Below are 24,436 nucleotides of genomic sequence, written 5' to 3' on the forward strand. Positions count from 1 at the left end.
GCAAAGCAATCGAATTAGATTCATATGATTGGATTATTTATGCAAGCGACGGATGCGCTCAGCAGGAGTAATAATATCAGTGAGTCGAATACCAAATTTATCATTCACCACTACAACCTCACCCTGAGCAATCAAACATCCATTCACCAGCACATCCATAGGCTCACCGGCCATCCCATCGAGCTCAACCACTGAGCCTTGTGCTAGCTGTAATAAACTACGAATGGCAATTTTGGTACGCCCCAGCTCCACCGTCAAATTGACCGGAATATCCAAAATCATATCAATATTATTCGGCGCATTGGTGGGCGCAGCCGCAGTATCAAAACGCTGAAAGATATCTGCAGCCTGTACAGTACTGCTGCTATCGCTGGCAGCGTCGGTCACTTCTTGTTCGGCGAGGGCGGCCGCCCAATCATCCATAATATCATCAGGATTTTCTGCTGCGCCCGTGGTTTCTTCAGCCATTACCTTCTCCGCTATTCTCTTCGTCTTGCACGCCGTTCAAAGCCTCGGCCGAGCCCAGCACTTTGTCGACTTTTAATGCATATTGACCGTTAAGAATACCATACTTACACTCAAGCACTGGCACGCTATCCACTGATGCAATAATGGCTTCTGGAATTTCCAAAGAAATCACATCGCCCGTCTTTAAATTTAAAATGTCGCCCAAAGTAATTTTCGCGTTACCCAAGGTTGCCACCAGATTGACATCCGCATGATGTAATTGTTTGCGTAACAACGATGACCAGCGATTATCCGATTCGATACGATCCGTTTGCATCGAGCTATACAGCATATCTCGAATCGGTTCGATCATTGAATACGGTAAGCAAATATGAAAATCACCGCCGCCAGCACCCAATTCAATTTTAAAGGTATACGCCACCACCACTTCGGTCGGTGTCGCAATATTGGCAAATTGCGTATTCATTTCTGAGCGCATATAGCTAAATTCACACTCAAAAACCGGCTTCCACGCTTTTTGATATTCTTCAAACACAACTTCGAGCAAGCGCTGAATAATTCTTTGTTCAGTCGGAGTAAAGTCTCGCCCCTCAACCCTAACGTGGTAACGACCATCCGAGCCAAATAAGTTATCCACTACCAAAAAAACAAAATTCGGATCAAAAATAAATAAGCCAGTCCCGCGTAATGGCTTCATTTGAATCATATTCAAATTGGTTGGGACGACTAAATTGCGAATAAATTCACTGTATTTTTGCACCCGAATTGGGCCGACACTAATTTCGGCGTTGCGGCGCATAAAGTTATATAAGGCTATCCGTAAGTTCCGCGCAAAACGCTCATTAATAATTTCCAGCGTCGGCATCCGCCCACGCACAATCCGTTCTTGTCGACCAATATCATAATTGCGGACAGCCGTTAGATCGACGTCATCAGCACCATCGTCCTCTTCACCAGTCACACCGCGCAGTAGCGCATCGACCTCTTCTTGAGAAAGAATATCGTCTGCCATTATCTCTTTTTATGACTCTGTTCTAATTTTTAACAATCTACTGATAAAAATACTTAGTAAAATTAACGCTTAACACGCCTTCGTCTTTTGCTTCAACTTCTAAAATCGCATTAATTTTTTCTCTAATTTGTCTCGCTAATTCTTCTTGGCCTTGCGGCGTTTTGACTTCTTCTAAAGTTTTTGCTCGCAACAGGCGATTCACCGCATCTAATATTTTCGGCTGTACTGAGGTAATTCGCTCTTTATCCGCTTCTTCAGCGAGTTCAACCATAATTTCAACTTGCAATACCGACTCAGCCTCTCCGCTTAAATTAACTGTAAATGGCTGATCTTGTAATTTAGCAAATACCGGTTTAGCGTGCTCATCGGCTTTCTTTTCTTTTTTCTTTTCCTTTTTCTTTTCTTCCCCATGCGCCGCAGCTTCTGCAGTTGCTTCTTCGGCATTACCTTCAGCCGGGCTTTTCAATAAGAAAAAGGCCAGTGCACCACCTAAAATTAAAATTAACACCAATACAGCAGCAACGATAATAAGCAGGATATTTTTTTTTGATTTTGGAGCGGCTTCTGCTTTTGCTTCCGACATATTACATCCTTAAAAATGAAAGCTCATGAACAGACAATCTTTCACGAGAAACTTGAAATAACTATGCCCCAGCATAGCTAGGGCGTAAAACTTTGCCAATATAGCGAAAGATACTATAAAACAAGCGCTAAGCAAGCATTATTGCGGCAGAGCATATGAAATCAGACAAATAAATTCAAGCCCCCTTTTTGAATTGGCTGGCGCACCATCGATGATTCCAGAGGGTTTTCATCAAGCAAACCCGCAGCCATTCCATAAGTTAATCCCAGTTCTCGACCATGAGAAGCTTGCTGCTGACCTTGATTCATCCCTCCCCATTGCGATTGGTTTTGTTGTGCTTGCTGTTGATGCTGCTGCAAAGTATCTGAAGCCACTTGCACATTACTTAAAGTAAAGCCTTGTTCGGCCAATAAAGCGGTCAAGCGCGGCATGGCTGCAGCAAGGGCATCGCGAACCGCAGCATTTTGCGAACTAAACACCACACTCGCTTGATCTTGCGCCAGATTCAGCTGCACTTCCATTGGCCCTAAATGCGCTGGATTCAATTGCATTTGAATTTGTTGCTCTTGCCGACCCAGCATCAGCCCAACACGTTGCGCCAGGGCATCACCCCAGCGCATTTGACCAACCGGCTCAGCCAAGTGATGCACTGGTACAGCGACTTCCTTATTCGGTACAGCACTGCTTACAGGGTTGTTTGTAGCAAGGCTTCGCTGCTCATGCAGCGCAGTCAATTGCGTTTTAAAGTCGGTATTGGGCATTAACTCTAATGGCGTTTCGATGACTGCAGTGGCGTTTAATTTTGCCGTATCGACGGCAAGGTTTGCCGTTTCAGTTGCATCCACTTTAGGCTGTGACATTGCGGCAAGTGCTGAGGATGCGGCTTGATTGGCTTGCTTGTCAGTGCCCAGTTTAGCGCTATCGGTATTTTCGCTAGTGCTTGCTGGATTTTTAACCATCAGGGCAGTCAATGGATTGAATACTGCTGGATTTTGTGCTTCAGGATCAGTGGCAAGATCACTCAGTGGTGCCGCTTCCTCAGTCAGCGCCACGCTGGTGCTAGTCGGCGCAACCAGCGTGTTTTGTAGCATGGCTAACCAAGGATCAAGCACTGCCGCTTGCGCTTGCGGCGATTCGCTTGCTGGGGTTTCTTCTTTCTTGTCCGATTTTGCTGCGACTTTATCTGTCGGCGTCGGCGCAGGCGCTTCTGCCCGATCACGGCCTAATTCACGCTTAAATTCATCTTTAAAGTCACTGCTTTGACTCGCTTCACGCGCAGTACGCGACTCAACTGCACGGCTCACAGGAGCTTGAACTTGCACTGGCACAGCTGAAGTTGTTGCCATAATTACACCTAATAAGAAGACTTTGCCTAGTAATAAGCAAAGACAATGCCAGCCGCTGAAAACTGCAGGTAAACTTGCGCCATGGCAGAAGATTCAGACCTAGAAAAAACCGAACCGGCCTCCCCCAAGCGCATAGAAGATGCGCGCAAAAAGGGGCAGGTCCCACGTTCTCACGAGCTCACCACCTTTGCCACCCTGATGGCAGGGCTGGTGGCGGTGTTTGTACTCGCGCCGGATATATTTCACTCAATCCGCGAAATCATGATCGACAACCTCAGCTTTGATCGCACAGATTTAATCAGCGCCAAACAAATGCCCGAAGCCTTAATGGCGGCAATGCGCATTGCACTGATTGCCTTATTGCCTATTTTTGCCGCCTGCGCCTTAGTGGCCATCATGATCCCTATCGCCATTGGTGGCTGGATTTTTAGTACCGAAGCGCTGGGGCCCAACTTTGAAAAACTCAGTCCAATCGCTGGTATTGGCCGGATCTTCTCGGTACGTACCATTATTGAAACGCTGAAAACGATTTTAAAATCGGGATTAATCGGTGGCATTGCCGGCTGGATTTTATGGGATGAGAAAGAACAATTTATTAGTCTGATTGCCATGCCGCCCGATGTTGGCTTTTATATGTTGTGGCAAATGCTCAAATACACCCTCTTGATGACAGTTAGCGGAATGGCGATCATTGTCTTAATCGATGTGCCATATCAACTTTGGGATTATTACAAAGGCCTCAGAATGACCAAAGAGGACGTTCGCCAAGAAAACAAAGAGTCTGAAGGTGATCCGCATGTCAAAGGGCGGATTCGCCAATTACAAAGAGAAGCTGCTCGTAAGCGCATGATGGCGGAAATCCCCAAAGCCAATGTGGTGGTCACCAACCCAACGCATTATGCGGTTGCGATTCAATACGATGAAGCGATGCGCGCGCCCAAAGTGGTGGCCAAAGGGTCTTTTTTATTGGCTGAGCGCATTATTGAATTGGCCAAAGAACACAAAGTCACCGTTGTACGCACGCCACCTTTTGCCCGAGCGCTGTATCACCATGCCCAATTGGGCGAAGAAATTCCTGCTGCGTTGTATACTGCCGCTGCTGAGGTTTTAGCCTACATCTACCAGCTTAATCAATATCAAAAAGAAGGCGGCTTAGCGCCAACACTCAATACCGATTTACCCGTTCCTGCCGAACTCGACCCTGAGTCATAAAAACAGGGTATATAACTGCAAGCAATAGATAACATAATGCTTATTAAAATACATACACTAGGTATCTTAGATGTGGCGTAGCAAACTCACCGCACTGGCCATGCCTGCGCTGGTCTTAATGGTTTTGGGGATGATGATCCTCCCCTTACCACCGGCTGTGCTCGACTTCTTTTTTACTTTCAATATTGCACTCTCGATCATTGTGTTGATGGTCAGCTTATATACCCATAAACCACTCGAATTCTCTAGCTTTCCGACAGTATTGTTGATGACAACGCTACTGCGTTTGTCGCTCAATGTCGCGTCGACCAAGCTGGTGCTCACCGAAGGTCATGCTGGCGGTGATGCTGCTGGTAAAGTCATTGAGTCTTTTGGCCACGTGCTGATTGGCGACAATATTGCCGTCGGGATTGTCGCTTTTATTATTCTGACCATTATTAACTTTGTCGTGATCACCAAAGGTGCTGGGCGTATTGCCGAGGTATCGGCCCGCTTTACCTTAGACGCCATGCCCGGTAAACAAATGGCGATTGATGCCGATTTGAATGCCGGCTTGATTGGCGAAGAAGAAGCGCGAACTCGACGCGCGCAAATTTCTGACGAAGCCAATTTCTTCGGTTCGATGGATGGTGCCAGTAAGTTCGTCCGTGGTGACGCCGTCGCCGGTATTTTAGTGATGGTGATTAACCTCGTTGGTGGCTTGCTAGTCGGCATGTTGCAGCATGATATGTTGTTTGCCGATGCGGCCAAAACCTACACCTTGCTCACCATCGGTGACGGTTTGGTGGCGCAAGTTCCTGCGCTGATTATTTCAGTGGCCGCCGGTATCGTCGTCTCACGCGTCGGTACCGATCAAGATTTATCCGATCAAATTTTGGGTCAATTGTTTGCTCGCCCACAGGTGCTCTACGTCACCGCTGGCGTTTTGGGCCTACTCGGTATTATTCCGGGGATGCCGCACATTGCGTTCTTAATGATGGCAGCACTCGCCGGCGGTTTAGCTTGGTTTGCCGAACAAAATATCCTCAAAGCGGCAACGGCCACCGCCACAGGTGGCGCACTGCCAGCGGGCGCAGCTCCGCCGCCACCGGTGGATGCGCCATTACAAGAAGTCAGCTGGAATGATGTGCAAACGGTCGATCCGGTTGGGTTAGAAGTTGGTTATCGACTGATTCCCTTAGTAGATCGCAATCAAGATGGTGAACTATTGCGCCGCATACGCGGGATTAGAAAAAAAATAGCCCAAGAGTTGGGCTTTCTAGTACCGGCAGTACATATTCGCGACAATCTCGAACTGCGCCCCAATCAATACCGGATTCAACTAAAAGGCGTTGACGTTGGCGCTGGCGAAGCCTTTGTCGGGCAATGGCTGGCGATTAATCCAGGCAATGCCGCCGGCACTTTACCGGGCCCAGCCACCACCGACCCGACTTTTGGTCTGCCTGCGACTTGGGTTGACGCCAGCTTACGCGATCAAGCGCAAGCGATGGGTTACACCGTGGTCGATGCGTCAACCGTTATCGGTACACATATCTCGAATATCTTGCAATCGAATGCCGCTGAATTACTCGGCCGTGAAGAAACCCAAGCACTGGTGGATCACTTTGCCAAAGAATCGCCCAAATTGATTGAAGAGCTGGTACCCAAGGTGGTGCCGATTGGTACGCTGCAAAAAATATTGCAAGCGCTACTCGAAGATGGTCTGCATATTCGTGATTTACGCACCATTATCGAAACGCTGAGCGAACAGATTTTACGCACCGCCGATATCGACGAATTAACCTCGGCAGTGCGGGTTGCATTAGGGCGATCGATTGTTCATCAATTATTTGCAGGGGAACAAGAGCTCCAAGTTGTCGCATTAGAACCACAACTAGAAAGCATTTTACTCTCGGCCGCCAGTGGCAAATCGCAAGGCGGCTTAGAACCCGGCCTTGCCGAGCGCTTGCTCCAACAAGCCGCCGCGATGACCGAGCAACTGGAAATGCAAGGCATTAATCCCATTTTAATTACCCCAGCGCAATTAAGACCGATGTTATCGCGCTTTTTACGCCGTTCAATTCCCGGATTACGCGTCATTGCGCATACCGAGATTCCAGACAGTAAAACTTTACGCATTATTAATGTCTTAGGTGCTTAAAACTGCAGCGTATTGCAGCAGCAAAACGCCAACAAACCCTTGTCGTCAGTACGCTATTCAATTGTGCAGAAGCACAGGAACAGTGATAATCATTGTTCGACCCCTTTTCTGGCGCGCACCAGAGACAAAAATAAACTGCTTATTGTCTCTAGCTGCGAGCTTAATTTTTTGAGGCTGACTTTGTTGATGCAATTGAAAGCGCAAACGCGGTGATCATCGTTTCTTATGCTGGTTAAAAAATTCTTTGGTGCTACCACTCGTGACGCGCTGCGCCAAGTTCGAGATGAACTCGGCCCAGATGCGTTGATTCTGTCCAACCGGCAAGTGGCGGGTGGCGGGATCGAAATCATGGCGGTGGCCGATGCGGATGTCGCCGCACTTACAAGCATTCAAACCGTCGCAGCTGCGCCCAAACCGGCAACGCGCGCGGCGCAAAATGGCGCGCGCTTAATGAGCTCAGCGCAACAAACCCCGGTCACACCGCATATTTCCAAAGCCTTGGCGCGCTCATACGCCATTCCAGACGATGAACAAGAGCCAACGCTCGACGATGTACCTTATGAAATACCGTCAGTGTTGCGTAGTAATCGTGCGCCCAAAACCAGCACCACTCGCAATGAAACGCCCAATGAAGTGCCATTTACCGATTACATCAATCGGCCCGAAGTAGTCGCTCAACCGCCGCGAGCCCAAGACAAGCCAGCGCCGTCTGCGCCACGCGAACCACAATTAAGCCAAGAAGCAGAACGCCGCCCGGTCCCACCACGCCGTCCTGTAGTGGCTGAAAAACCGTTGCCGACGTTTAGTTTTGAGGATGCGTCGGCTAAAAACGCCGCTCCTGTTGCCGATCAAGCTGCAATGCAAGATATTGCGCGTGAAATTCGCATGCTTCGCGGCTTATTAGAGAGCCAAATGGCAGGCATGGCGTGGGGCGAATTATCCAAACACGCCCCTGAAAAATTAGAAATTTTACGCCAATTACTCGGTGCTGGATTTTGCGCTGCACTGTCGCGTCAGCTCATAGATAAAATGCCAGCAGCGATGAGCTTAGATACCGGTATGAAATGGGTCAAAGCTGCGCTCACCCATAATTTACCCAGCGTTAGCGCCAAAGACGATATCGTTGAACGTGGCGGCGTGTATGCCTTAATTGGCCCAACAGGCGTTGGCAAAACGACGACGGTTGCCAAGCTGGCCGCGCGTTGTGCGCTCACCTACGGCCCACAATCGGTCGCCTTACTCACCACCGATAGCTACCGAATTGGCGCTCACGATCAACTGCGAATTTATGGCCGAATTTTGGGTGTGCCGGTGCATGAAGTTAAAGATGAAACCGATTTACAACTCACGCTCGGCGAGCTCACCGATCGACATTTAGTGCTGATCGACACCGTAGGCATGGGGCAGCGCGATCAACGCATCGGTGAACAATTAGCGATGTTTGGACATGATAATGTCGGCACCGTGTTGTTATTGTCGGCCAATGCCCAAGCCAGCACGCTCGATGATGTGGCTCGGCGCTATAAAAACAGCCATTTAGTCGGCTGCATTTTAACCAAGCTCGATGAAACCATGGCGCTGGGTGGCTGCCTTGATGTAGCGATTCGGCATAAATTGCCGCTGCACTTTGTGACCAATGGTCAGCGCGTGCCGGAAGATCTGCATCGGGCGAATTTGGCCTATCTGGTGGATCGTGCCTTTCGCAATCCACAAGAAAATAGCGTGTTTCAATTGCATAAAGACGAATATCCACTCTTTATGAGTACCCAAGATATTCCGACTGATTTTAGCCTTGCCACTTCGCCACGATGAATCTGCTTTTTAGTCATTCCCCAGTAGGACCACATCGTGCCTAAACGCTGGCCAGACCAAGCCGCAGGTTTACGGCAACTTGTTGCCACGCCCAGCTGCCGCACCATTAGTTTATCGGGTGGCCGTGGCGATGCGGGCACCACTAGCTTGGTGATTAATTTAGCCGCCGCCTTGGCTGATCGACAAAGACAGGTCGTAGTGTTGGATGAATTTACCGGTTTACACAATATTGCCCATCGCTTGCATTTAACCCCGCGCTTTGCGCTGGAGCAGGTGATACGACGTGAAGCACGGCTACTCGATACCTTGATTGAGAGCCAATACGGTTTTGGCATTTTACCGATTGCCGCCCCGCCGCATTTACTCGCTCAGCTCAACGACAACGAACAACGCGGCTTGGCGAGTGAATTTGCGCAACTGACCGAATCGCTAGATTACCTCTTACTCGACACCCGCCCTGCTGTGGCGCAAGGTGTACCTAGCTTATCGCTTGCCGCTGACGATGTGGTCATTGTGCTCTCCAATCGAGCCGAATCCCTCACCGATGCATATGCCACCATTAAGCAATTGGCGACCGAATATGCGCGGCGTGATTTTCGCGTGTTGGTCAATCGCGTTGCCAGCTTAGGCGAAGCCATGACTTTGTTTGATCGCGTTCGCGCAGTGGCCCAGCAATATTTGGGGGAAGAAATTCAACTCAAATTGATTGGTTATGTGCCAGAAGATGAATGGCTTAACCGCGCCACACGCCTTGGCCGTCCGGTGCTGGAAGCCTTTCCTGATGCCGAGGCCAGCGCGGCGATTCGCCAGCTGGCTGACGCCTTATTACGCTGGGCGCCACCACGCCAAGCACAAGGCAATATGGCGAGCTTTATTTATCGCTTAATCGAATCATCACGTTTACTGGCCAATCGAATCGATCATGCGCCCTACTGAAGCTCAATTACGCCCTAGCACAACAGCCACTCAGTTTGAACTAAGTGGTGATTTAACCTTAGCGACCAGCGCCCCACTGTGGCAGCGCATTCAGCAGCAACAATGGGCAGAGATTGAGATTGATGCCAGTGCAGTGCAAACCATTGATGGCGCGGGGGCGGCGCTATTATTTGAATTACAGCAGCGCGGCGCGCATATTTTAGCGCTACCCGAGCAAGGGCAACGTTTACTCAATGCCCTATCTCCAGAGTTGCCGCTCTTAAAACCTGCTCCCAAACCATCAATTACGCCAATCGCCCAGTTGGGATCACAAGTTCGGCGCAGCAGCGCCGACTTTTATCAGCAGATCAGCTTTTTAGGTGGTATATGCGCTGCGCTATGGCATAGCTTGCACTCGCTGAAACGTTTTCGTTGGCGCGAATTTTGTGTGCAATGCGAACTTGTTGGCGCCAATGCAGTGCCGATTATTGCCTTAATCTCCGTCTTATTTGGCGTCATTCTCGCATTTCAATCGGCGATTCCGATGCGGCAATTTGGCGCTGAGCTGTATGTCGCCAATTTGCTCGGGCTGTCATTAGTTCGTGAGCTCGGACCGTTAATTACCGCCATTTTACTGGCTGGCCGCACCGGTGCTGCCTTTGCCGCTGAGCTAGGCACGATGAAGGTGAACGAAGAAATCAATGCGCTGGTTACTTTTGGTTTTGATCCCATTCGATTTTTAGTCTTGCCGCGTTTATTGGCCGGCGTGTTGATGGCGCCATTGCTGACCTTATTTGCTGAAGTCATCGGTCTATTTGGCGGTGCATTAGTCATGAAAGGCTTTGGCATACCGTTTGCCACGTATTATTCGCAAATCGCTGGGCAAGTTGACTTAGTCGATTTGCTATCGGGCCTGAGTAAAGCGGCTATTTTTGGCTTTATTGTCGCCGCTGTCGGTTGTTTTCGAGGCCTTTCGACAGGGAATGGCGCGAGTGCCGTCGGCGCAGCAACCACCCAAGCGGTGGTGCAAATTTTGGTGCTATTGGTGGTCGCCGATGGTTTATTTGCCGTGGTGGCTTACCATATGGGCTGGTAAACATGAGCGCCTTAATTGAAGTGCAAGGCTTAAGCTGCGGCTATGGTAACAAAACCATTTTAAAAGACGTCTCTTTCAGTATTGAACGCGGTGAAGTGGTGGCGATTTTAGGCGGCTCAGGTTGTGGTAAATCGACCTTGCTCAAACACCTGATTGGCCTGTATTCGCCACAAGCTGGCAGTATACGGATAGCAGGTAATGAGCTAGTCGGCACTACGGGTGCGGATCGCGAGGCAATACTGCGCCATTTTGGCGCAATGTTTCAAGCCGGCGCTTTATTTGGCTCGATGAGCGTACTCGACAATGTAATGCTGCCTTTGCAAAGCTTTAGCCAACTCGATGCACACGCGATTGAAATTATTGCTCGCCTTAAATTGCGCCTCGTTGGGCTAGAGTCTTTTGCTGACTATGCCCCCGCCGCGCTATCGGGCGGAATGCAAAAACGCGCAGCAATTGCGCGGGCCATGGCACTGGATCCGGAAATATTATTTTTAGACGAGCCCTCTGCCGGTTTAGATCCACTCACCTCGGCCGAACTCGATGCGCTCATTCGCCGCATCGCCGAAACCCAGCACGTTACCTGTGTCTTAGTGAGTCATGAATTGGCCAGCATTCATGCCATCGCCGATCGCGCCATTATGTTAGATCAATCTACACAAGGCATTATCGCCATTGATACCCCAGAGGCGCTGGCCCAATCGAGCGATGAACGAGTCAATCGCTTTTTTAATCGTGGCCAAGTGATCGTGCCATACGACTGCGCCGCGAGCGAGTCCCCCCTGCAAGGCTAAACCATGGAACAACGATCCAATTTTCGCTTAGGCCTATTTATTCTCGTCGCCATTACCCTCGCCGCCGGACTAATGATTGCTCTGGGCAGTGGTAAATGGTTTCGCCAGCAATTCATGCTCGAGACCTACTTTAATGAGTCGGTACAAGGCTTAGATATTGGCTCTAAAGTGCGCTATCGCGGCGTAGTGGTGGGTGAAGTCAGCGCGATTACCTTTACTTATACCCGTTACCAACAAGCACTACCGAGCGCACAGCGTTATCAATACGTCTTAATCGAGTCGCGTTTAAATACCGAAATGATGAGCGGCAAAGGTTTGCCGGCACCAACACAAGCAGCACTCAACGCTGAAATTGCCAAGGGCTTACGCGTTAAAATCGCGCCACAAGGCGTCACTGGCACCAGTTATTTAGAAATTGACTATATGGGTGCCAACGCCGGCCGCCCCTTGCCGATTGCTTGGACGCCCGAACAGCTGTATATCCCGTCCAGCCCCAGCACCGTGAATCAAATTGTCACTGCCACGCAAAATTTAATCGCCAAAATGCAGCACGTCGATATTGAACAAACCATGGCCAGACTCGATCAATTACTGCTCACAGCAGAGCAAAAACTCGCGCCACTGCCTCTATTGAGCATGAGCGAAAAAATGAATACCGTTTTAGATCATGTCGCCCAATTGCCAATGGCCAGCATGGCCAAAGAAACCCAAGCCTTACTGGTTGAAGCACGACAAAGCAATCAAGCTTTACAAGAAATTCTAATGCAACCCGGTTGGCGTAGCGCACCTGCCGATTTAGCCATTGCCGCCGAAAGTGCCAAAAAAATCGCCACCGACCCGCAAATCGCCAGCACCCTACAGCGGATTGACCGGGTTAGCCAACGACTCGATCGCCTCAGTAGCCATCGCGAAGCTGATCTCGACGCCTTGATTGAACAACTGAGCAGCGCTAGTTTGAGCATGAAGCAATTACTCAACAAAGCCGAGCAACAACCCAGCCAGTTGTTATTCTCTAACCCGCCGCCAGTGTATACGCCGCCAAAACCATGAAAACTATCCTGACTCTTTGCTGTATCAGTGCCTTATTATTCGGCTGTAGCAGCACAACGCCGCCACGTAAGGATTTTTTACTCTCAAATGTACCAGTCAGCCAGCACCACGCACGTTTAGCGACGCCGCACTTTAAAGGCAGTTTGCAAGTTCAAGATTTACATGCACTCTCGCCCTACCGCAGCACATCGTTAATTTATCGCGAAAGCGCGCAGCGCTTTGTACTTGATCCCTACAATGGCTTTCTCGCGCCGCCAGCCCAGCAAATTAGCAGCTTGACGCGAGAAGCCTTGGCAGCCAGCGGATTGTTTACCGTCATCTTACCGCTAGGCTCGAGCCTAATGCCAAGTTGGCGCTTAGAAGGTGAATTACAACAACTGTATGTCGATGTAACTATCCCTGCGCAGCCCCGAGTCACCCTGAGCATTCGTTATGCTTTAAGCCAAGTAGAGCACAATACACCGCTTATTTTTGAGTTCACGCAAACCGAAGCCATTGTCGATGCCAGCCCCGAGCAAGCTGTAATTGGCTTTAATCGCGCTTTAAACACTATTTTATTGCAACTAGAATCGTCTCTGCTTACCGTAAACACACCGTAGTGAGCTACACTGAGCAAGACGCCACTTAATTCAATGCCATGTCCGCCCATCGTGCCCTCTCTCTTTATCGTCGCACCCAAAATAGCAGCGAAGATCTTCGTGTAGAAAAGCACGCGCCTTTGGTGCGTAAAATCGCCTATCACATGATGAGTCGGCTGCCGGCCAGTGTGGATGTCGATGATTTAATTCAAGTCGGTTTAATTGGTTTAATGGAAGCTGCGCGCAATTTTGACCCCGATGCGGGTGTGCAATTTGAAACCTTTGCCAGTCAACGCATTCGCGGCGCCATGCTCGATGAATTGCGCAACGCCGATTGGTTACCACGCCAAGCGCGGCGCAATATGCGTGAAATTGAACGCGCCACAGTGCAGCTAGAACAAACCCTTGGCCGCGCTGCACTAGAGTCAGAAATTGCGCAAAAAATGAACCTGCCCCTCACTGAATACCAAGAAATGCTTGGCGATGCGCGCGGCCATCAGTTATTGCATTATGAAGATTTCGAACAAGATGGCGATAATGATCAACTCGATCAATATGCGGCAGATACGCACAACAATCCGGCGCAAGTGCTCACCGATGCGCATTTTCGCGATCAACTCATTGCCGGCATTGGCTTGCTACCCGAGCGAGAAAAGCTGTTGATGGCGCTGTATTACGATGAAGAACTCAATTTAAAAGAAATCGGCGCGGTACTCGGCGTTTCAGAATCACGCGTTTGCCAGCTGCATAGCCAGGCAATTGCCCGCCTGCGCGGCAAACTAAAGGATTGGCTGGTCTAATGGATAAAATCAGCGTATTTGGGGTTATTTTAGGCCTGGTTGCGATCATTCTTGGTCAATGGCTAGAAGGCGGCCATATCAGTTCCTTACTGCAATTTACTGCCTTTTTGATTGTGATGGGCGGCACCATTGGTGCGGTCATGCTACAAACGCAAATGCGCCACTTTATTGCTGGTATCAAAATGCTGCGCTGGATTTTCTTCCCGCCGACGATGGATTTCAAAAAACTATTGGCGACCTTAGTCAATTGGGCGACACAAGCTCGTCGCGGCGGATTGCTGGCATTAGAAGCTTTTTTTAATAGCGAAAAAGACCCCTTTGTACGCCGTGGCTTACAAATGGTCGTCGATGGCGCTGAACCCGAAACCATACGCCGTGCGATGGAGCTCGACATTGATGCTTACGAAGATCAAGCTCGCGCAGCAGCTAAAATTTGGGAAGCCGCAGGCGGTTATTCTCCAACATTTGGTATTTTAGGCGCCGTTTTAGGTCTGATTCATGTAATGGAAAATCTATCTGATCCGTCCAAATTAGGCGCAGGTATTGCCGTGGCCTTTGTCGCAACGATTTATGGCGTTGGCGCAGCCAATATGTTTTTCTTACCCGTGGCCAATAAATTAAAGCATTATATTTTGCTCGAAGTGCGGCGCCGCGAAATGCTCACCGAAGGGCTGGTCACCATCGCCAATGGCGAAAATCCGCGATTACTTGAGAATAAACTCTCTGGTTTCTTGCATCATTGATTGATACTGCTAGTAGGTATATATCGCTAACCATTTATAGAAAATACCTAGCAAGATATACCCACTACACAGCTAAACTAAATCCTGCCACTCAAAACACGCCTTTAATCCATACCTTACTATCACCTATAGTTAAACCCAACTATTGATTTAAGGTATGCCATGCTTTGGCTGATTCGCGTCCTAATACGCAGCATTGCCCTGTTGGATTTGCTGCTATTTACATTACTGATGCTGTTGCTTGCGGCATTACCCCACGCACTGATTCACACCATTTATCCGCGCTTATTTCAATCATGGTGTCGCTGCTTTGTTCGCGCCTTAGGCGTGCAATTGCGCCTACACCAGCACGCACCATTACCCGAGCAGTATATTTTGATTGCCAATCACCCTTCGGCACTCGAAGACGTTGGCATTCCTGCATTATTTAAGGTGCGCAGCTTAGCCAAAATTGAAGTTCGCGATTGGTTTTTCGTTGGCAAAATTGCCATAGCGGCAGGCACTTTATTTGTACGCCGAGAAGACAAAGCCTCACGGCAAGCGGCTTTGGCTGAGCTGATTGCCGCCGTCAACGCTGGTGACAATATCGCGATATTTCCCGAAGGCGGTTGTCACGGCAGGCTATTGGCCGAGCGCTTTCAGTTTGGTGCTTTTTCAGTCGCTTTTGCCACCAATACGCCAATTGTTCCGGTGTTTTTACATCATGAAGCGCAAATCAGTTTTGAATGGCGTGCCAATGAAAGCTTGCTGCAAAAAATATTCGCCATTTTTACTAGCCCCAATCCAGTCGTTCACTACCATGTTTTTCCGGCGCTTTATCCTGCTGACTTTGAGAATAAAGAAATCTTTTGTGAAACATGCTATCAACATTACCTAGCTTGGCAGAAACGTTATTTAATTTAAATGTTTCAATTGTGATGATTGCCAACACAATGCGATTCATTTACAGCACTCAAAGCGCAAGCTTGCCCTTATAATCGCCTCAGCTTCTCGTTCCTTGATATATATATGCCCTTATTTCGCAAGAAAAACGTCGCCAATGTCTCGACCCGTGCCGCTTTACCGCCAGGCATGGCCAATTTGCTGCGCGAGTCTTGGTGGTTAATTTTAGTCGTTTTGCTCGCCTACTTAGTCCTCGTGCTCTCTAGCTATCATCAGGCCGATCCAGGCTGGTCGCATAGCGCCACTGAGGCTCAAATTTATAATCGCGGTGGCAGTTTTGGTGCTTGGTTATCAGATGTACTGCTGTATACCTTTGGTTTTTCGGCTTGGTGGTGGACGGTATTTTGCTTAGCCGCCATTTTATGGGGTTATCGCCGAATTGATCGTGTCGCCGAATCATCGCGTCCTGTGGTTTTTTTAGCGTGTAGCGGTTTTTTCCTGATGCTGATCGCCAGTAGTGCTTTTGAAGCTTTGCGATTGCATTCCCTGAGCGCACCACTACCTTATGTTCCCGGCGGCATGTTAGGTTTAACCGTGGCCAGTTGGATGTCGCTTAGCCTTGGCTTTAGCGGTGCCACCTTATTTTTAATTACCCTGTTTGGTTTTGGTATTTCATTATTTACTGGCCTGTCTTGGTTCAATGTGATGGAAAACATCGGTACTGTCGTTGAGAACAGTTTTTTCAACGTGCTCAATGCCATTCAAGCGGCGAAAGATCGGCGCATCGGCCGCGAAACCAAAAAAGTTCGCAATGAACAAGTGGTCGCCGCCAAACAAAAACAAGCGGGCAAAGAACCGCTGATTATCGAGCCTGCTCAATTGGACATCCCCGTTGCGCGTCAAGTCGAAAAGCGCATTGTTCGAGAAAAGAAAGAGCTCGAAAAACAACAAGTCGAAGTGGCCAAGCAAGCTGCGCAGCCCTTATTATTTGCTGAAGACGATCTGCCGCCAGCACCCGTAAAACGCGCCAATATCAGCAATAAAACCGATGAATCACTGCCGGCGTTGGGCTTACTCGCTCCGGCATTGCAGTCGCAAGAAACCATTAGCAAAGAAACGCTGGAATTTACCTCTCGGCTAATTGAGCGCAAATTGGCCGATTTTAATGTCGAGGTTAAAATTGTCGCCGCTTATCCCGGCCCAGTGATTACCCGGTATGAGATTGAACCTGCCGTTGGCGTAAAAGGCTCACAAATCGTTAACTTAATGAAAGATTTGGCGCGGGCTCTGGGCTTAGTATCGATTCGTGTGGTGGAAACCATCCCCGGAAAAACCTATATGGGGTTGGAACTCCCTAATCCGACGCGGCAAATGATTCGTCTTTCTGAGATTTTATCTAGCGAGCCCTATCACGACATGGGCAGCAAACTAACGATCGCGCTCGGTAAAGACATTACCGGCAAACCGATTGTCACCGATCTAGGTAAAGCGCCACATATGTTGGTTGCCGGAACGACAGGCTCAGGCAAATCGGTTGGCGTGAATGCGATGATTTTGTCCTTAGTCTATAAAGCCACGCCAGACGAAGTGCGCTTTATTATGATCGACCCCAAAATGCTGGAGCTATCGATCTACGAAGGCATTCCGCATTTACTGGCACCGGTGGTAACTGATATGAAGCTCGCGGCCAACGCGCTCAATTGGTGTGTCGCTGAAATGGAGAAACGCTACCGCCTACTCAGTGCCATGGGCGTGCGAAATCTAGCTGGCTACAACCAAAAGATCAAAGATGCCGAAAAAGCCGGCAAACACCTCACCAATCCGTTTAGTCTCACGCCCGATGATCCTGAGCGGCTGGAACATTTGCCGTTTATTGTCGTCGTCGTTGATGAATTTGCCGATTTAATGATGGTCGCCGGTAAAAAAATCGAAGAGCTCATCGCCCGCCTCGCGCAAAAAGCCCGCGCCGCAGGGATACATTTGATTTTGGCAACACAGCGCCCTTCAGTCGACGTGATTACCGGTTTAATCAAGGCCAATATTCCAACTCGATTGGCGTTTCAAGTTTCAAGTAAAATCGATAGTCGAACCATTTTGGATCAAATGGGCGCCGAAGCCTTGCTCGGCCAAGGTGATATGTTATTTTTACCACCCGGTTCAGGCTATCCACTCCGAATTCACGGCGCATTTGTCGCCGATGATGAAGTCCACCATGTGGTTGATTACCTAAAATCTTTAGGTGAACCCAATTATATTGATGGCATTTTAAACGGCGGCTTTGATGCTGAAGCCGCCGCAGGCAGTAGCGGGAATGCAGATGCTGGCGAAGGCGACGCACTGTATGATGAGGCGGTAGCTTTTGTACTTAAAAGCCGCCGTGCATCGATTTCATCGGTACAGCGACAACTGCGTATTGGCTATAACCGCGCAGCTCGCTTGATTGAGCAAATGGAAAGTGCCGGATTAGTCAGTTCTATGGAAACAAATGGCAACCGGACTGTACTTGCGCCACCAATCAGTGAATAATGTCGCCTGAGCATTTTCGCGATGCATTATGTTGTAAATCAGTCACTTCAGCGACTAAAGTCTGGAGTTTTTTCATTAATGGACTTGAATCGAATCTTCACTTTGTGATATAAACGTGGACTTTTCCAGTTCCGAACGTCAGGACAGAATCATGGCACGAGTATGTGTAGTCACGGGCAAAGGCCCAATGACAGGGAATAACGTTTCCCACGCCAATAACAGAACTAAACGCCGCTTCCTACCTAACCTGCAATCCCGCCGGTTTTGGGTTGAGAGCGAAAACTGCTTTATCCGCTTGCGCGTTTCGACCGCAGCTCTGCGCACCATCGATAAGAACGGCATCGATGTGGTTTTGGCAGATCTGCGCGCGCGCGGCGAACTGTAAGCTAAGGACTATAAATCATGCGTGATAAAATCAAGCTAGAATCTTCTGCTGGTACTGGTCATTTCTACACCACGACCAAGAACAAACGTACCATGCCAGAAAAAATGGAAATCAAGAAGTTCGATCCTGTTGTTCGTAAACATGTGATCTACAAAGAAACTAAACTGAAGTAATTCAGGGCAGTGACGCCATACTCGAGAACCCCGCTACCTCAGCGGGGTTTTTGTTTTTTCGCGCCTCAATAAAATAGCGAAAAACTCACGACTAACTCGCCTACGCAGCGCAAAAATAGAAGGTATATACCCGAAAGCTAAGACCTAATTAGGCCCTAGCTCAATACCTATTATTGAATAAAAGACGCCGATTCTTCCTGCCATGTGGTGCGCAAAGCTTTAATCAGCATGTCGATCATCGGATCTTTTTCTCGATCGCTCGAGTAGATAAACTGCAATAAAGCCCTGGTCGCCACCTCACCATTACGCCACAACACAATCGAGCCATCCGCAGCATAGCGATGTGCAGTGCGCTCAGCCAAAATCGCAATGCCAACACCCGACTTAATCAATTCGAGCAGCGTTGCCTCTTCATCAAATTCACCGACTAATTTAGGGGCAATATTTTGACTGCGCCACAGCTCTTGCGAAATATCGGCCAAGCTAGTGAATTGCGATAGACCCAACCACAAAGCCGAACCCAAGGTTTTCCAATCCGCATCTTGCAAATACGCCATGGTCGGCGGCAATGCCACGCAAAAACCAATCTCGCTCAATGGCACAGTGTTGACATTTTGGTACGGATTTCGACCTAAATAAAACCCAGCATCGAGCATTTTTTTGCGAACTTCATTTAAGACGCCAACCGAAATCCCATGCGTGGTCTGTACAGTCAATAAAGGATAACTTTCTCGCAATTGCGCTAACCAAGGGCCGAGTTTTAAACGCCCTGGCACCCCTATCGTACCAATTCTGACTTTACCTTTGGGTTCATTTTGCAACGCTTTAGCTCGATAGAGCAGGCTGCGGGCTTGCGCCAAGATCTGCTGTGCATCGGGCAGGATTAATTTCCCGGCCTCAGTCAGTTGCACTCCGCCGGGGTAGCGCTCAAACAAGGCAACGCCAAACTCTTCCTCCAGCGCCTTAATCTGCGCCGTCACTGCCGGCTGGGATAAATGCAGCAATTCAGCGGCTTGCGTGAGGTGCCCCTGCTGCGCCACGGTAACAAATGTGCGAAGTTGATAGATTTCCATTCACCGATTATCACCTACTCCTTGCCTTTTTGTGAACTAATTACACCGGCTATGTAGTTTTAAAATCAGCAATTACACAAACTCCAGTAAGGTATGCGCAATGCAACATAAGTCGAACTGATTTAGAGCATCAAAAAATGCAATTAGCTTAAATTAGCCACTCTCACATAAATTAGCGGCACAACACCCATCTGGGTTTGACGATTGATTTATCCGAGGAGGCAACGCATGCAAGATCATACGATTGAACGCATTCAGCAGAACCCCAAATTTCAAGAGTTGGTACGGAAAAAATCCGGACTCTCTTGGTTACTCTCTTTTGTAATGCTGGTGATTTATTACGGCTTTATTTTGGTGATTGCATTCTCACCCGCAACCCTAGGGCAATCACTATCTGGTGGCGTCACCACGATTGGCATCCCAATTGGCATCATGATTATTTTGTCAGTGTTTGTGATTACCGGCATTTATGTACGTCGAGCCAATACAGAATTCGACCAATTGACCCGTGAAGTCGTTGAGGACGCGAAAAAATGATCAAATCTACTTTGCAACGCTTGTCTCTCGCCAGCTTGATGCTCGCCAGCAGCCTCCCGACTTGGGCTGCTGGCAGTATTGACGGCGCAGTCGAAAAACGTCACGACCTCAATATCCCTGCGATTGTGATGTTCTTGATTTTCGTTGCCTTTACGCTGGGTATTACCTACTGGGCAGCTCGTCGCACCAAATCAGCGAAAGACTTTTACGCTGCGGGCGGCGGGATTAGCGGTTTTCAAAATGGCTTGGCGATTGCAGGTGACTATATGTCAGCTGCATCGTTCCTCGGTATTTCCGCAATGGTGTTTGGTGTTGGTTACGATGGCTTGATTTACTCGATCGGCTTTTTGGTCGGCTGGCCTTTGATTACCTTCCTGATTGCCGAGCGTTTACGTAACTTGGGTAAATACACTTTTGCTGACGTGGCTTCGTATCGCTTATCGCAAATACCAGTGCGTATTTTTGCCGCAACCGGCACTTTAGTTGTGGTGGCACTGTATTTGATCGCGCAAATGGTTGGCGCAGGTAAATTGATTCAAGTGCTATTTGGCATGGATTACACCTACGCCGTCATCTTGGTCGGTATTTTGATGATTATGTATGTCACCTTTGGCGGCATGTTAGCCACCACTTGGGTGCAAATCATTAAAGCCATCTTGTTGCTGTCAGGCGCATCATTTATGGCCTTTATGGTGATGAAACACGTTGGCTTTAGCTTTGAAACGCTATTCCAACAAGCTGTTGCCGTAAAACACGCTGGCGCTGAAGCCTTGGCTCTCAAAGCCAATGTGGCTGCAGAAGCAGCGGCGGCGGCCGTTTCTAGCAATGCCCCGAACGCCTCTGCGGCTGTTGCTAGTGCTGCTGCGGCTTCAAAAGCTGCGGTTGCTGCTGCTAAAGCCAATATCATGGCGCCAGGTGGCTTGGTATCGAATCCTATCGATGCGATTTCACTTGGTATGGCTTTGATGTTTGGTACTGCCGGTTTGCCACACATCTTGATGCGTTTCTTTACAGTATCGAACGCCAAAGAAGCCCGTAAATCAGTGTTTTATGCGACAGGCTTTATCGGTTACTTCTACATTTTGACCTTCATCATTGGCTTTGGTGCGATTGTGCTGTTGTCAGGCGAAGCGGGGATGAAATTTAAAGAAGTCTCTGGCGCATTGATTGGCGGCTCGAATATGGCGGCGATTCACTTGTCTGACGCAGTCGGTGGAGATTACTTCCTTGGCTTTATTTCAGCGGTGGCGTTTGCAACCATTCTGGCAGTGGTCGCCGGTTTGACCTTGTCGGGTGCATCAGCGGTATCGCATGATATTTACGCCTCGGTCATCAAGAAAGGCAAAGCCAATGAAGCTGATGAGATTCGCGTTTCAAAAATCACCACCATCGCGCTTGGCGTATTGGCGATGTTCTTAGGGATTGCCTTTGAAAAGCAAAACATCGCTTTCATGGTTGGTCTAGCGTTCTCGATTGCGGCATCGGCCAACTTCCCTGTGCTGTTCTTGTCGATGTTCTGGAAAGGTTTGACAACCCGTGGCGCAGTGGTGGGTGGTTTTGTTGGCTTAATCACCGCGCTAGCACTGATTATCCTTGGCCCATCGGTTTGGGTTGAAGTACTCGGTCACGACAAAGGCAGCGAATGGTTCCCGTACAAAAACCCAACAATCTTCTCAATGACACTAGCCTTCATTGTGATTTGGTTGGTTTCGGTACTCGATACCAGCAAGCAAGCGGCGGAAGAAAAAGCTAAATTCTTGCCACAATTTATCCGCTCTATGACAGGTATTGGCGCAGAAGGCGCAACTGACAAGCATTAAGAGTAGATACATCGCAACACGCCCTACACGCTTAGCGATGTAGGGCGTTTTTGATGCAAGGTACATTATGTCGACGCTATTTGAGTTTTCTGCTCCACCTTATCGCAGCCTCAAGCCCAGTGAACGCGAACGCTTTGAAAACGCGCTCGATATTCAATACTTTGCCAGCGGTCACACCGTCATTGCGGCTGGCGTACCCCATCATGCGCTTCTCATTCTAAGTAAAGGCTTGATTGCTGAAGAAGAAAACGGCGAAGTACTCACCGTTTATAGCGAACACGACACCATCAATAGCAAGGCGGTACTCAATGAAACCGCCCAACAGCAATGGGTCGCGATTGACGACAGCATTGTATTTAGCATTCCACGCGAATTAATTTTAGAGCTCATCCGTAGCAACCCACAGTTTGGCGCCTATTTTTATCAGGATATTGCAGTACGGATGACGTCCTTAGCGCATCAAACTCCAGAAGAAAATGAATTACAAACCTTACTACTGGCCCCAATCAAAGCCGCTTATCTTCATCCAGTCCAATGGCTGAGCGCCGATGCCAGCATTCTTGACGCAGCCCAGCGCATGCAAAGCAAGCACTGCACGGCAGTGCTGATTAAAAATGGCGAACACATTGGCATCTTTACCCAACGTGATTTACGCGACTTTGTGATGAGCGAATTACCCGCGCGCAGTACCGCAATTGCCAACTATGCCCACTATCGTTTGCATAGCGTGGCCGACGACGAACCGATCCATGCTGCCATGCTGTTAATGACCAAGCACACCATTAGTCGGGTGATTGTGCGCAGCGCCGATGGAACACTCGGGATTTTAGAGCAAGTCGATTTGCTGGCTTTTCTCACGCAGCATTCACACTTAATTCAAAGTCAAATCGAGCGCGCGGTGTCGATTGATGAATTGGCACAAGCTTGGTCACACGTCGATAAGCTGATACGGCAGCAACAACGCCAAGGCGTTAAAGTCACGCTGATTGCCGATACCATGCGTGAGCTACACCGCAAATTACTCGCCAAAACTTGGCAACTACTCGCACCAGCTGAGATCAGCGCCAATGTCTGTTTGCTGTGCTTGGGCTCAGAAGGGCGCGGCGAACAAATTTTGGCTAACGATCAAGACAATGCCTTGATTATCGCCGATGGCTTTGAACACCCCGATTTAGCTGCCATCTGCGCGGCATTTAATCAAGCGCTGATTCGCTTTGGCTACCCGCCCTGCCCTGGGCAAATCATGGTCAACAATCCGTATTGGCGGCGCAGTGAAAGCGAATTTAGAATTTTGCTGGATGAATGGCAGGTGCAAACGCATCGTGAAAACATGCTGCATCTGGCGATTTGGCTTGATGCCTATCCGGTGTATGGCAATAAAGCGCTGTTTGCTCGGCTGCGCGATTATTTTTATCAAGGGCTAGTCGAAAACGACAGCTTACTGGCGCACTTTGCTTTGCCAATCGAACAATTTGATACGCCGCTGGGGTTTTTCTCCCAATTGCGCAGCAAAGGCGGTTTACTCGATTTAAAAAAGGGCGGCATCTTTACTTTAGTGCACGGTATACGCAGCTTGGCCTTGAAGGCGAAGCTCTCAGAGCGCAATACCTACCGCAGAATTGAAATACTCAAACAAAAAGAAATCCTCTCGCCAACACTAGCTAGCGACATCCGAGAGTCACTGGCCTACCTGCAAAGCCTGCAATTGAAATACGGCTTAATCAAAGCCCAGCAAGGTAAATTACTCGACTACGGCATTGAGCTAGCCCAGCTCACTACGCTTGAGCGCGACTTACTTAAAGACACCCTCACCGTGGTGAAACGCTTTAAACAGACCATTGCCCATCAATTTAAATTGAACACGCTATGATCCAAATATTCCAACGCTGGCAAGCCAAGCGCCGTTTACGCGATCCACAGTTTGAGTTTTTATTTGCCAAACCGCCACACAATGAATGGGTCAGTATTGATTGCGAAACCACCAGTCTCAATCCAAAACAGGCAGAAATCTTATCCATTGCCGCCGTGATTATTCGTGGCAATAGCATTTTAAGATCCAGCAGCCGGCAATGGCTCGTCAAACCCAGCGGCGCGATTGATCCCAAAACGATTCCGATTCATGGCCTACGCCAGCAAGACGTCGCTCAAGGTTTAATACTCCACGAAGCGCTGAGCCAATTGCTGTATTTCATCGGCAGCCGACCCATTGTGGGTTATTACCTTGAATTTGATTTAGCGGTGATAAATCGGCAGCTCAAGCCATGGTTGGGCATATCGCTACCGAATCAAGGCATTGAAGTATCGGGCTTGTATTACGACAAAAAAGTCAGCGCTTATCGGCCTGATGTGGATTTGAGCTTAGAGACCATGCTCACCGAATTAGAGATCCCTCCACTACCGCGCCACAATCCGCTCAACGACGCAGTGATTGCCGCGTTAATTTTCTTAAAACTCAAAGCCAACGCCAATTGACTCACATTACGCGCTGTTGATA

23 protein-coding genes are annotated in these 24,436 nt (G+C 48.9%); 18 read left to right on the forward strand and 5 right to left on the reverse strand.

Annotation, left to right across the window (positions count from 1 at the left end; translation table 11 throughout):
• Positions 1-33: 33 nt before the first annotated feature.
• From fliN to K4H25_RS14880, 4 genes are all read right to left on the reverse strand, one after another.
• Positions 34-468 (reverse strand): flagellar motor switch protein FliN, encoded by a 435-nt coding sequence (gene fliN, locus K4H25_RS14865; RefSeq protein WP_221021187.1) that lies wholly within the window; start codon positions 466-468, stop codon positions 34-36.
• Entirely contained in the window at positions 461-1,480 is a 1,020-nt protein-coding gene (gene fliM, locus K4H25_RS14870; protein WP_221021188.1) for a flagellar motor switch protein FliM, read from the reverse strand. The genes fliN and fliM overlap by 8 nt, the downstream gene beginning before the upstream one ends.
• 37 nt (positions 1,481-1,517) lie before the next feature.
• A complete protein-coding gene (locus K4H25_RS14875) occupies positions 1,518-2,063 on the reverse strand; it encodes a flagellar basal body-associated FliL family protein (protein WP_221021189.1) in 546 nt (181 codons plus the stop codon).
• 161 nt (positions 2,064-2,224) lie between these two features.
• Positions 2,225-3,409 carry a flagellar hook-length control protein FliK gene (locus tag K4H25_RS14880; RefSeq protein ID WP_221021190.1) on the reverse strand — a complete coding sequence of 395 codons (1,185 nt, stop codon included), beginning with the start codon at positions 3,407-3,409 and terminating at the stop codon, positions 2,225-2,227.
• 81 nt (positions 3,410-3,490) lie between these two features.
• On the opposite strand from K4H25_RS14880, the gene flhB reads away from it, so the two are divergent.
• From flhB to rpmG, 14 genes are all read left to right on the forward strand, one after another.
• The gene (gene flhB / locus K4H25_RS14885; RefSeq protein WP_221021191.1) at positions 3,491-4,621 is read left to right on the forward strand and encodes a flagellar biosynthesis protein FlhB; all 1,131 of its coding nucleotides are present in this window, start codon (positions 3,491-3,493) and stop codon (positions 4,619-4,621) included.
• A 70-nt stretch (positions 4,622-4,691) separates the two neighbouring features.
• A complete protein-coding gene (gene flhA, locus K4H25_RS14890) occupies positions 4,692-6,761 on the forward strand; it encodes a flagellar biosynthesis protein FlhA (protein ID WP_221021192.1) in 2,070 nt (689 codons plus the stop codon).
• A gap of 225 nt (positions 6,762-6,986) precedes the next feature.
• Positions 6,987-8,573: a flagellar biosynthesis GTPase FlhF gene (flhF, locus tag K4H25_RS14895; protein WP_221021193.1), complete on the forward strand. Its 1,587-nt coding sequence runs from the start codon at positions 6,987-6,989 to the stop codon at positions 8,571-8,573.
• A 36-nt stretch (positions 8,574-8,609) separates the two neighbouring features.
• Positions 8,610-9,509, forward strand: coding sequence for a MinD/ParA family ATP-binding protein (locus K4H25_RS14900; RefSeq protein ID WP_221021194.1), 900 nt, complete (start codon positions 8,610-8,612; stop codon positions 9,507-9,509).
• Entirely contained in the window at positions 9,496-10,584 is a 1,089-nt protein-coding gene (locus tag K4H25_RS14905; RefSeq protein WP_221021195.1) for an ABC transporter permease, read from the forward strand. The genes K4H25_RS14900 and K4H25_RS14905 overlap by 14 nt, the downstream gene beginning before the upstream one ends.
• Positions 10,585-10,586: 2 nt before the next feature.
• On the forward strand, positions 10,587-11,375 hold the full coding sequence (locus K4H25_RS14910) for an ABC transporter ATP-binding protein (RefSeq protein WP_221021196.1): 789 nt from the start codon (positions 10,587-10,589) through the stop codon (positions 11,373-11,375).
• Positions 11,376-11,378: 3 nt separating this feature from the next.
• A complete protein-coding gene (locus K4H25_RS14915; RefSeq protein WP_221021197.1) occupies positions 11,379-12,425 on the forward strand; it encodes an MlaD family protein in 1,047 nt (348 codons plus the stop codon).
• Complete coding sequence (locus K4H25_RS14920) at positions 12,422-13,024, forward strand: ABC-type transport auxiliary lipoprotein family protein (RefSeq protein ID WP_221021198.1); 603 nt, start codon at positions 12,422-12,424, stop codon at positions 13,022-13,024. The genes K4H25_RS14915 and K4H25_RS14920 overlap by 4 nt, the downstream gene beginning before the upstream one ends.
• 38 nt (positions 13,025-13,062) lie before the next feature.
• Positions 13,063-13,803 carry an RNA polymerase sigma factor FliA gene (locus tag K4H25_RS14925; RefSeq protein WP_221021199.1) on the forward strand — a complete coding sequence of 247 codons (741 nt, stop codon included), beginning with the start codon at positions 13,063-13,065 and terminating at the stop codon, positions 13,801-13,803.
• Positions 13,803-14,546 carry a flagellar motor protein gene (locus tag K4H25_RS14930; protein WP_221021200.1) on the forward strand — a complete coding sequence of 248 codons (744 nt, stop codon included), beginning with the start codon at positions 13,803-13,805 and terminating at the stop codon, positions 14,544-14,546. The genes K4H25_RS14925 and K4H25_RS14930 overlap by 1 nt, the downstream gene beginning before the upstream one ends.
• A gap of 162 nt (positions 14,547-14,708) precedes the next feature.
• Positions 14,709-15,449, forward strand: coding sequence for a lysophospholipid acyltransferase family protein (locus K4H25_RS14935; protein ID WP_221021201.1), 741 nt, complete (start codon positions 14,709-14,711; stop codon positions 15,447-15,449).
• 105 nt (positions 15,450-15,554) lie between these two features.
• Positions 15,555-17,954 (forward strand): DNA translocase FtsK, encoded by a 2,400-nt coding sequence (locus K4H25_RS14940; protein ID WP_221021202.1) that lies wholly within the window; start codon positions 15,555-15,557, stop codon positions 17,952-17,954.
• A gap of 151 nt (positions 17,955-18,105) precedes the next feature.
• Entirely contained in the window at positions 18,106-18,339 is a 234-nt protein-coding gene (gene rpmB, locus K4H25_RS14945) for a 50S ribosomal protein L28 (RefSeq protein ID WP_173532261.1), read from the forward strand.
• A 17-nt stretch (positions 18,340-18,356) separates the two neighbouring features.
• Positions 18,357-18,512, forward strand: a complete 156-nt coding sequence (rpmG, locus tag K4H25_RS14950) for a 50S ribosomal protein L33 (RefSeq protein ID WP_027469283.1) — start codon at positions 18,357-18,359, stop codon at positions 18,510-18,512.
• 170 nt (positions 18,513-18,682) lie between these two features.
• Here rpmG and K4H25_RS14955 read toward each other — a convergent pair whose 3' ends face one another.
• Entirely contained in the window at positions 18,683-19,585 is a 903-nt protein-coding gene (locus K4H25_RS14955) for a LysR family transcriptional regulator (RefSeq protein WP_221021203.1), read from the reverse strand.
• A gap of 228 nt (positions 19,586-19,813) precedes the next feature.
• Between K4H25_RS14955 and K4H25_RS14960 the strand changes: the two genes are divergently transcribed.
• From K4H25_RS14960 to K4H25_RS14975, 4 genes are all read left to right on the forward strand, one after another.
• Positions 19,814-20,122 (forward strand): DUF485 domain-containing protein, encoded by a 309-nt coding sequence (locus tag K4H25_RS14960; RefSeq protein WP_173532263.1) that lies wholly within the window; start codon positions 19,814-19,816, stop codon positions 20,120-20,122.
• A complete protein-coding gene (locus K4H25_RS14965) occupies positions 20,119-21,942 on the forward strand; it encodes a cation acetate symporter (protein ID WP_221021204.1) in 1,824 nt (607 codons plus the stop codon). Before K4H25_RS14960 ends, K4H25_RS14965 begins: the two co-directional genes overlap by 4 nt.
• Before the next feature lie 67 nt (positions 21,943-22,009).
• A complete protein-coding gene (locus tag K4H25_RS14970) occupies positions 22,010-23,812 on the forward strand; it encodes a DUF294 nucleotidyltransferase-like domain-containing protein (RefSeq protein ID WP_221021205.1) in 1,803 nt (600 codons plus the stop codon).
• Complete coding sequence (locus tag K4H25_RS14975; protein ID WP_221021206.1) at positions 23,809-24,414, forward strand: 3'-5' exonuclease; 606 nt, start codon at positions 23,809-23,811, stop codon at positions 24,412-24,414. The genes K4H25_RS14970 and K4H25_RS14975 overlap by 4 nt, the downstream gene beginning before the upstream one ends.
• Positions 24,415-24,436: the final 22 nt, after the last annotated feature.

Source organism: Deefgea piscis (assembly GCF_019665785.1).
Classification (GTDB): Bacteria; Pseudomonadota; Gammaproteobacteria; order Burkholderiales; family Chitinibacteraceae; genus Deefgea.

Coding starts and splice junctions, on each gene's coding strand:
- K4H25_RS14970 (WP_221021205.1), top strand. CDS start 22,010: ATGTCGACGCTATTTGAGTTTTCTGCTCCACCTTATCGCAGCCTCAAG.
- flhF (WP_221021193.1), top strand. CDS start 6,987: ATGCTGGTTAAAAAATTCTTTGGTGCTACCACTCGTGACGCGCTGCGC.
- rpmB (WP_173532261.1), top strand. CDS start 18,106: ATGGCACGAGTATGTGTAGTCACGGGCAAAGGCCCAATGACAGGGAAT.
- K4H25_RS14955 (WP_221021203.1), bottom strand. CDS start 19,585: ATGGAAATCTATCAACTTCGCACATTTGTTACCGTGGCGCAGCAGGGG.
- flhB (WP_221021191.1), top strand. CDS start 3,491: ATGGCAGAAGATTCAGACCTAGAAAAAACCGAACCGGCCTCCCCCAAG.
- fliN (WP_221021187.1), bottom strand. CDS start 468: ATGGCTGAAGAAACCACGGGCGCAGCAGAAAATCCTGATGATATTATG.
- fliM (WP_221021188.1), bottom strand. CDS start 1,480: ATGGCAGACGATATTCTTTCTCAAGAAGAGGTCGATGCGCTACTGCGC.
- K4H25_RS14925 (WP_221021199.1), top strand. CDS start 13,063: ATGTCCGCCCATCGTGCCCTCTCTCTTTATCGTCGCACCCAAAATAGC.
- rpmG (WP_027469283.1), top strand. CDS start 18,357: ATGCGTGATAAAATCAAGCTAGAATCTTCTGCTGGTACTGGTCATTTC.
- K4H25_RS14905 (WP_221021195.1), top strand. CDS start 9,496: ATGCGCCCTACTGAAGCTCAATTACGCCCTAGCACAACAGCCACTCAG.
- K4H25_RS14875 (WP_221021189.1), bottom strand. CDS start 2,063: ATGTCGGAAGCAAAAGCAGAAGCCGCTCCAAAATCAAAAAAAAATATC.
- K4H25_RS14935 (WP_221021201.1), top strand. CDS start 14,709: ATGCTTTGGCTGATTCGCGTCCTAATACGCAGCATTGCCCTGTTGGAT.
- K4H25_RS14965 (WP_221021204.1), top strand. CDS start 20,119: ATGATCAAATCTACTTTGCAACGCTTGTCTCTCGCCAGCTTGATGCTC.
- K4H25_RS14960 (WP_173532263.1), top strand. CDS start 19,814: ATGCAAGATCATACGATTGAACGCATTCAGCAGAACCCCAAATTTCAA.
- K4H25_RS14975 (WP_221021206.1), top strand. CDS start 23,809: ATGATCCAAATATTCCAACGCTGGCAAGCCAAGCGCCGTTTACGCGAT.
- K4H25_RS14930 (WP_221021200.1), top strand. CDS start 13,803: ATGGATAAAATCAGCGTATTTGGGGTTATTTTAGGCCTGGTTGCGATC.
- K4H25_RS14940 (WP_221021202.1), top strand. CDS start 15,555: ATGCCCTTATTTCGCAAGAAAAACGTCGCCAATGTCTCGACCCGTGCC.
- K4H25_RS14920 (WP_221021198.1), top strand. CDS start 12,422: ATGAAAACTATCCTGACTCTTTGCTGTATCAGTGCCTTATTATTCGGC.
- K4H25_RS14915 (WP_221021197.1), top strand. CDS start 11,379: ATGGAACAACGATCCAATTTTCGCTTAGGCCTATTTATTCTCGTCGCC.
- K4H25_RS14880 (WP_221021190.1), bottom strand. CDS start 3,409: ATGGCAACAACTTCAGCTGTGCCAGTGCAAGTTCAAGCTCCTGTGAGC.
- flhA (WP_221021192.1), top strand. CDS start 4,692: ATGTGGCGTAGCAAACTCACCGCACTGGCCATGCCTGCGCTGGTCTTA.
- K4H25_RS14910 (WP_221021196.1), top strand. CDS start 10,587: ATGAGCGCCTTAATTGAAGTGCAAGGCTTAAGCTGCGGCTATGGTAAC.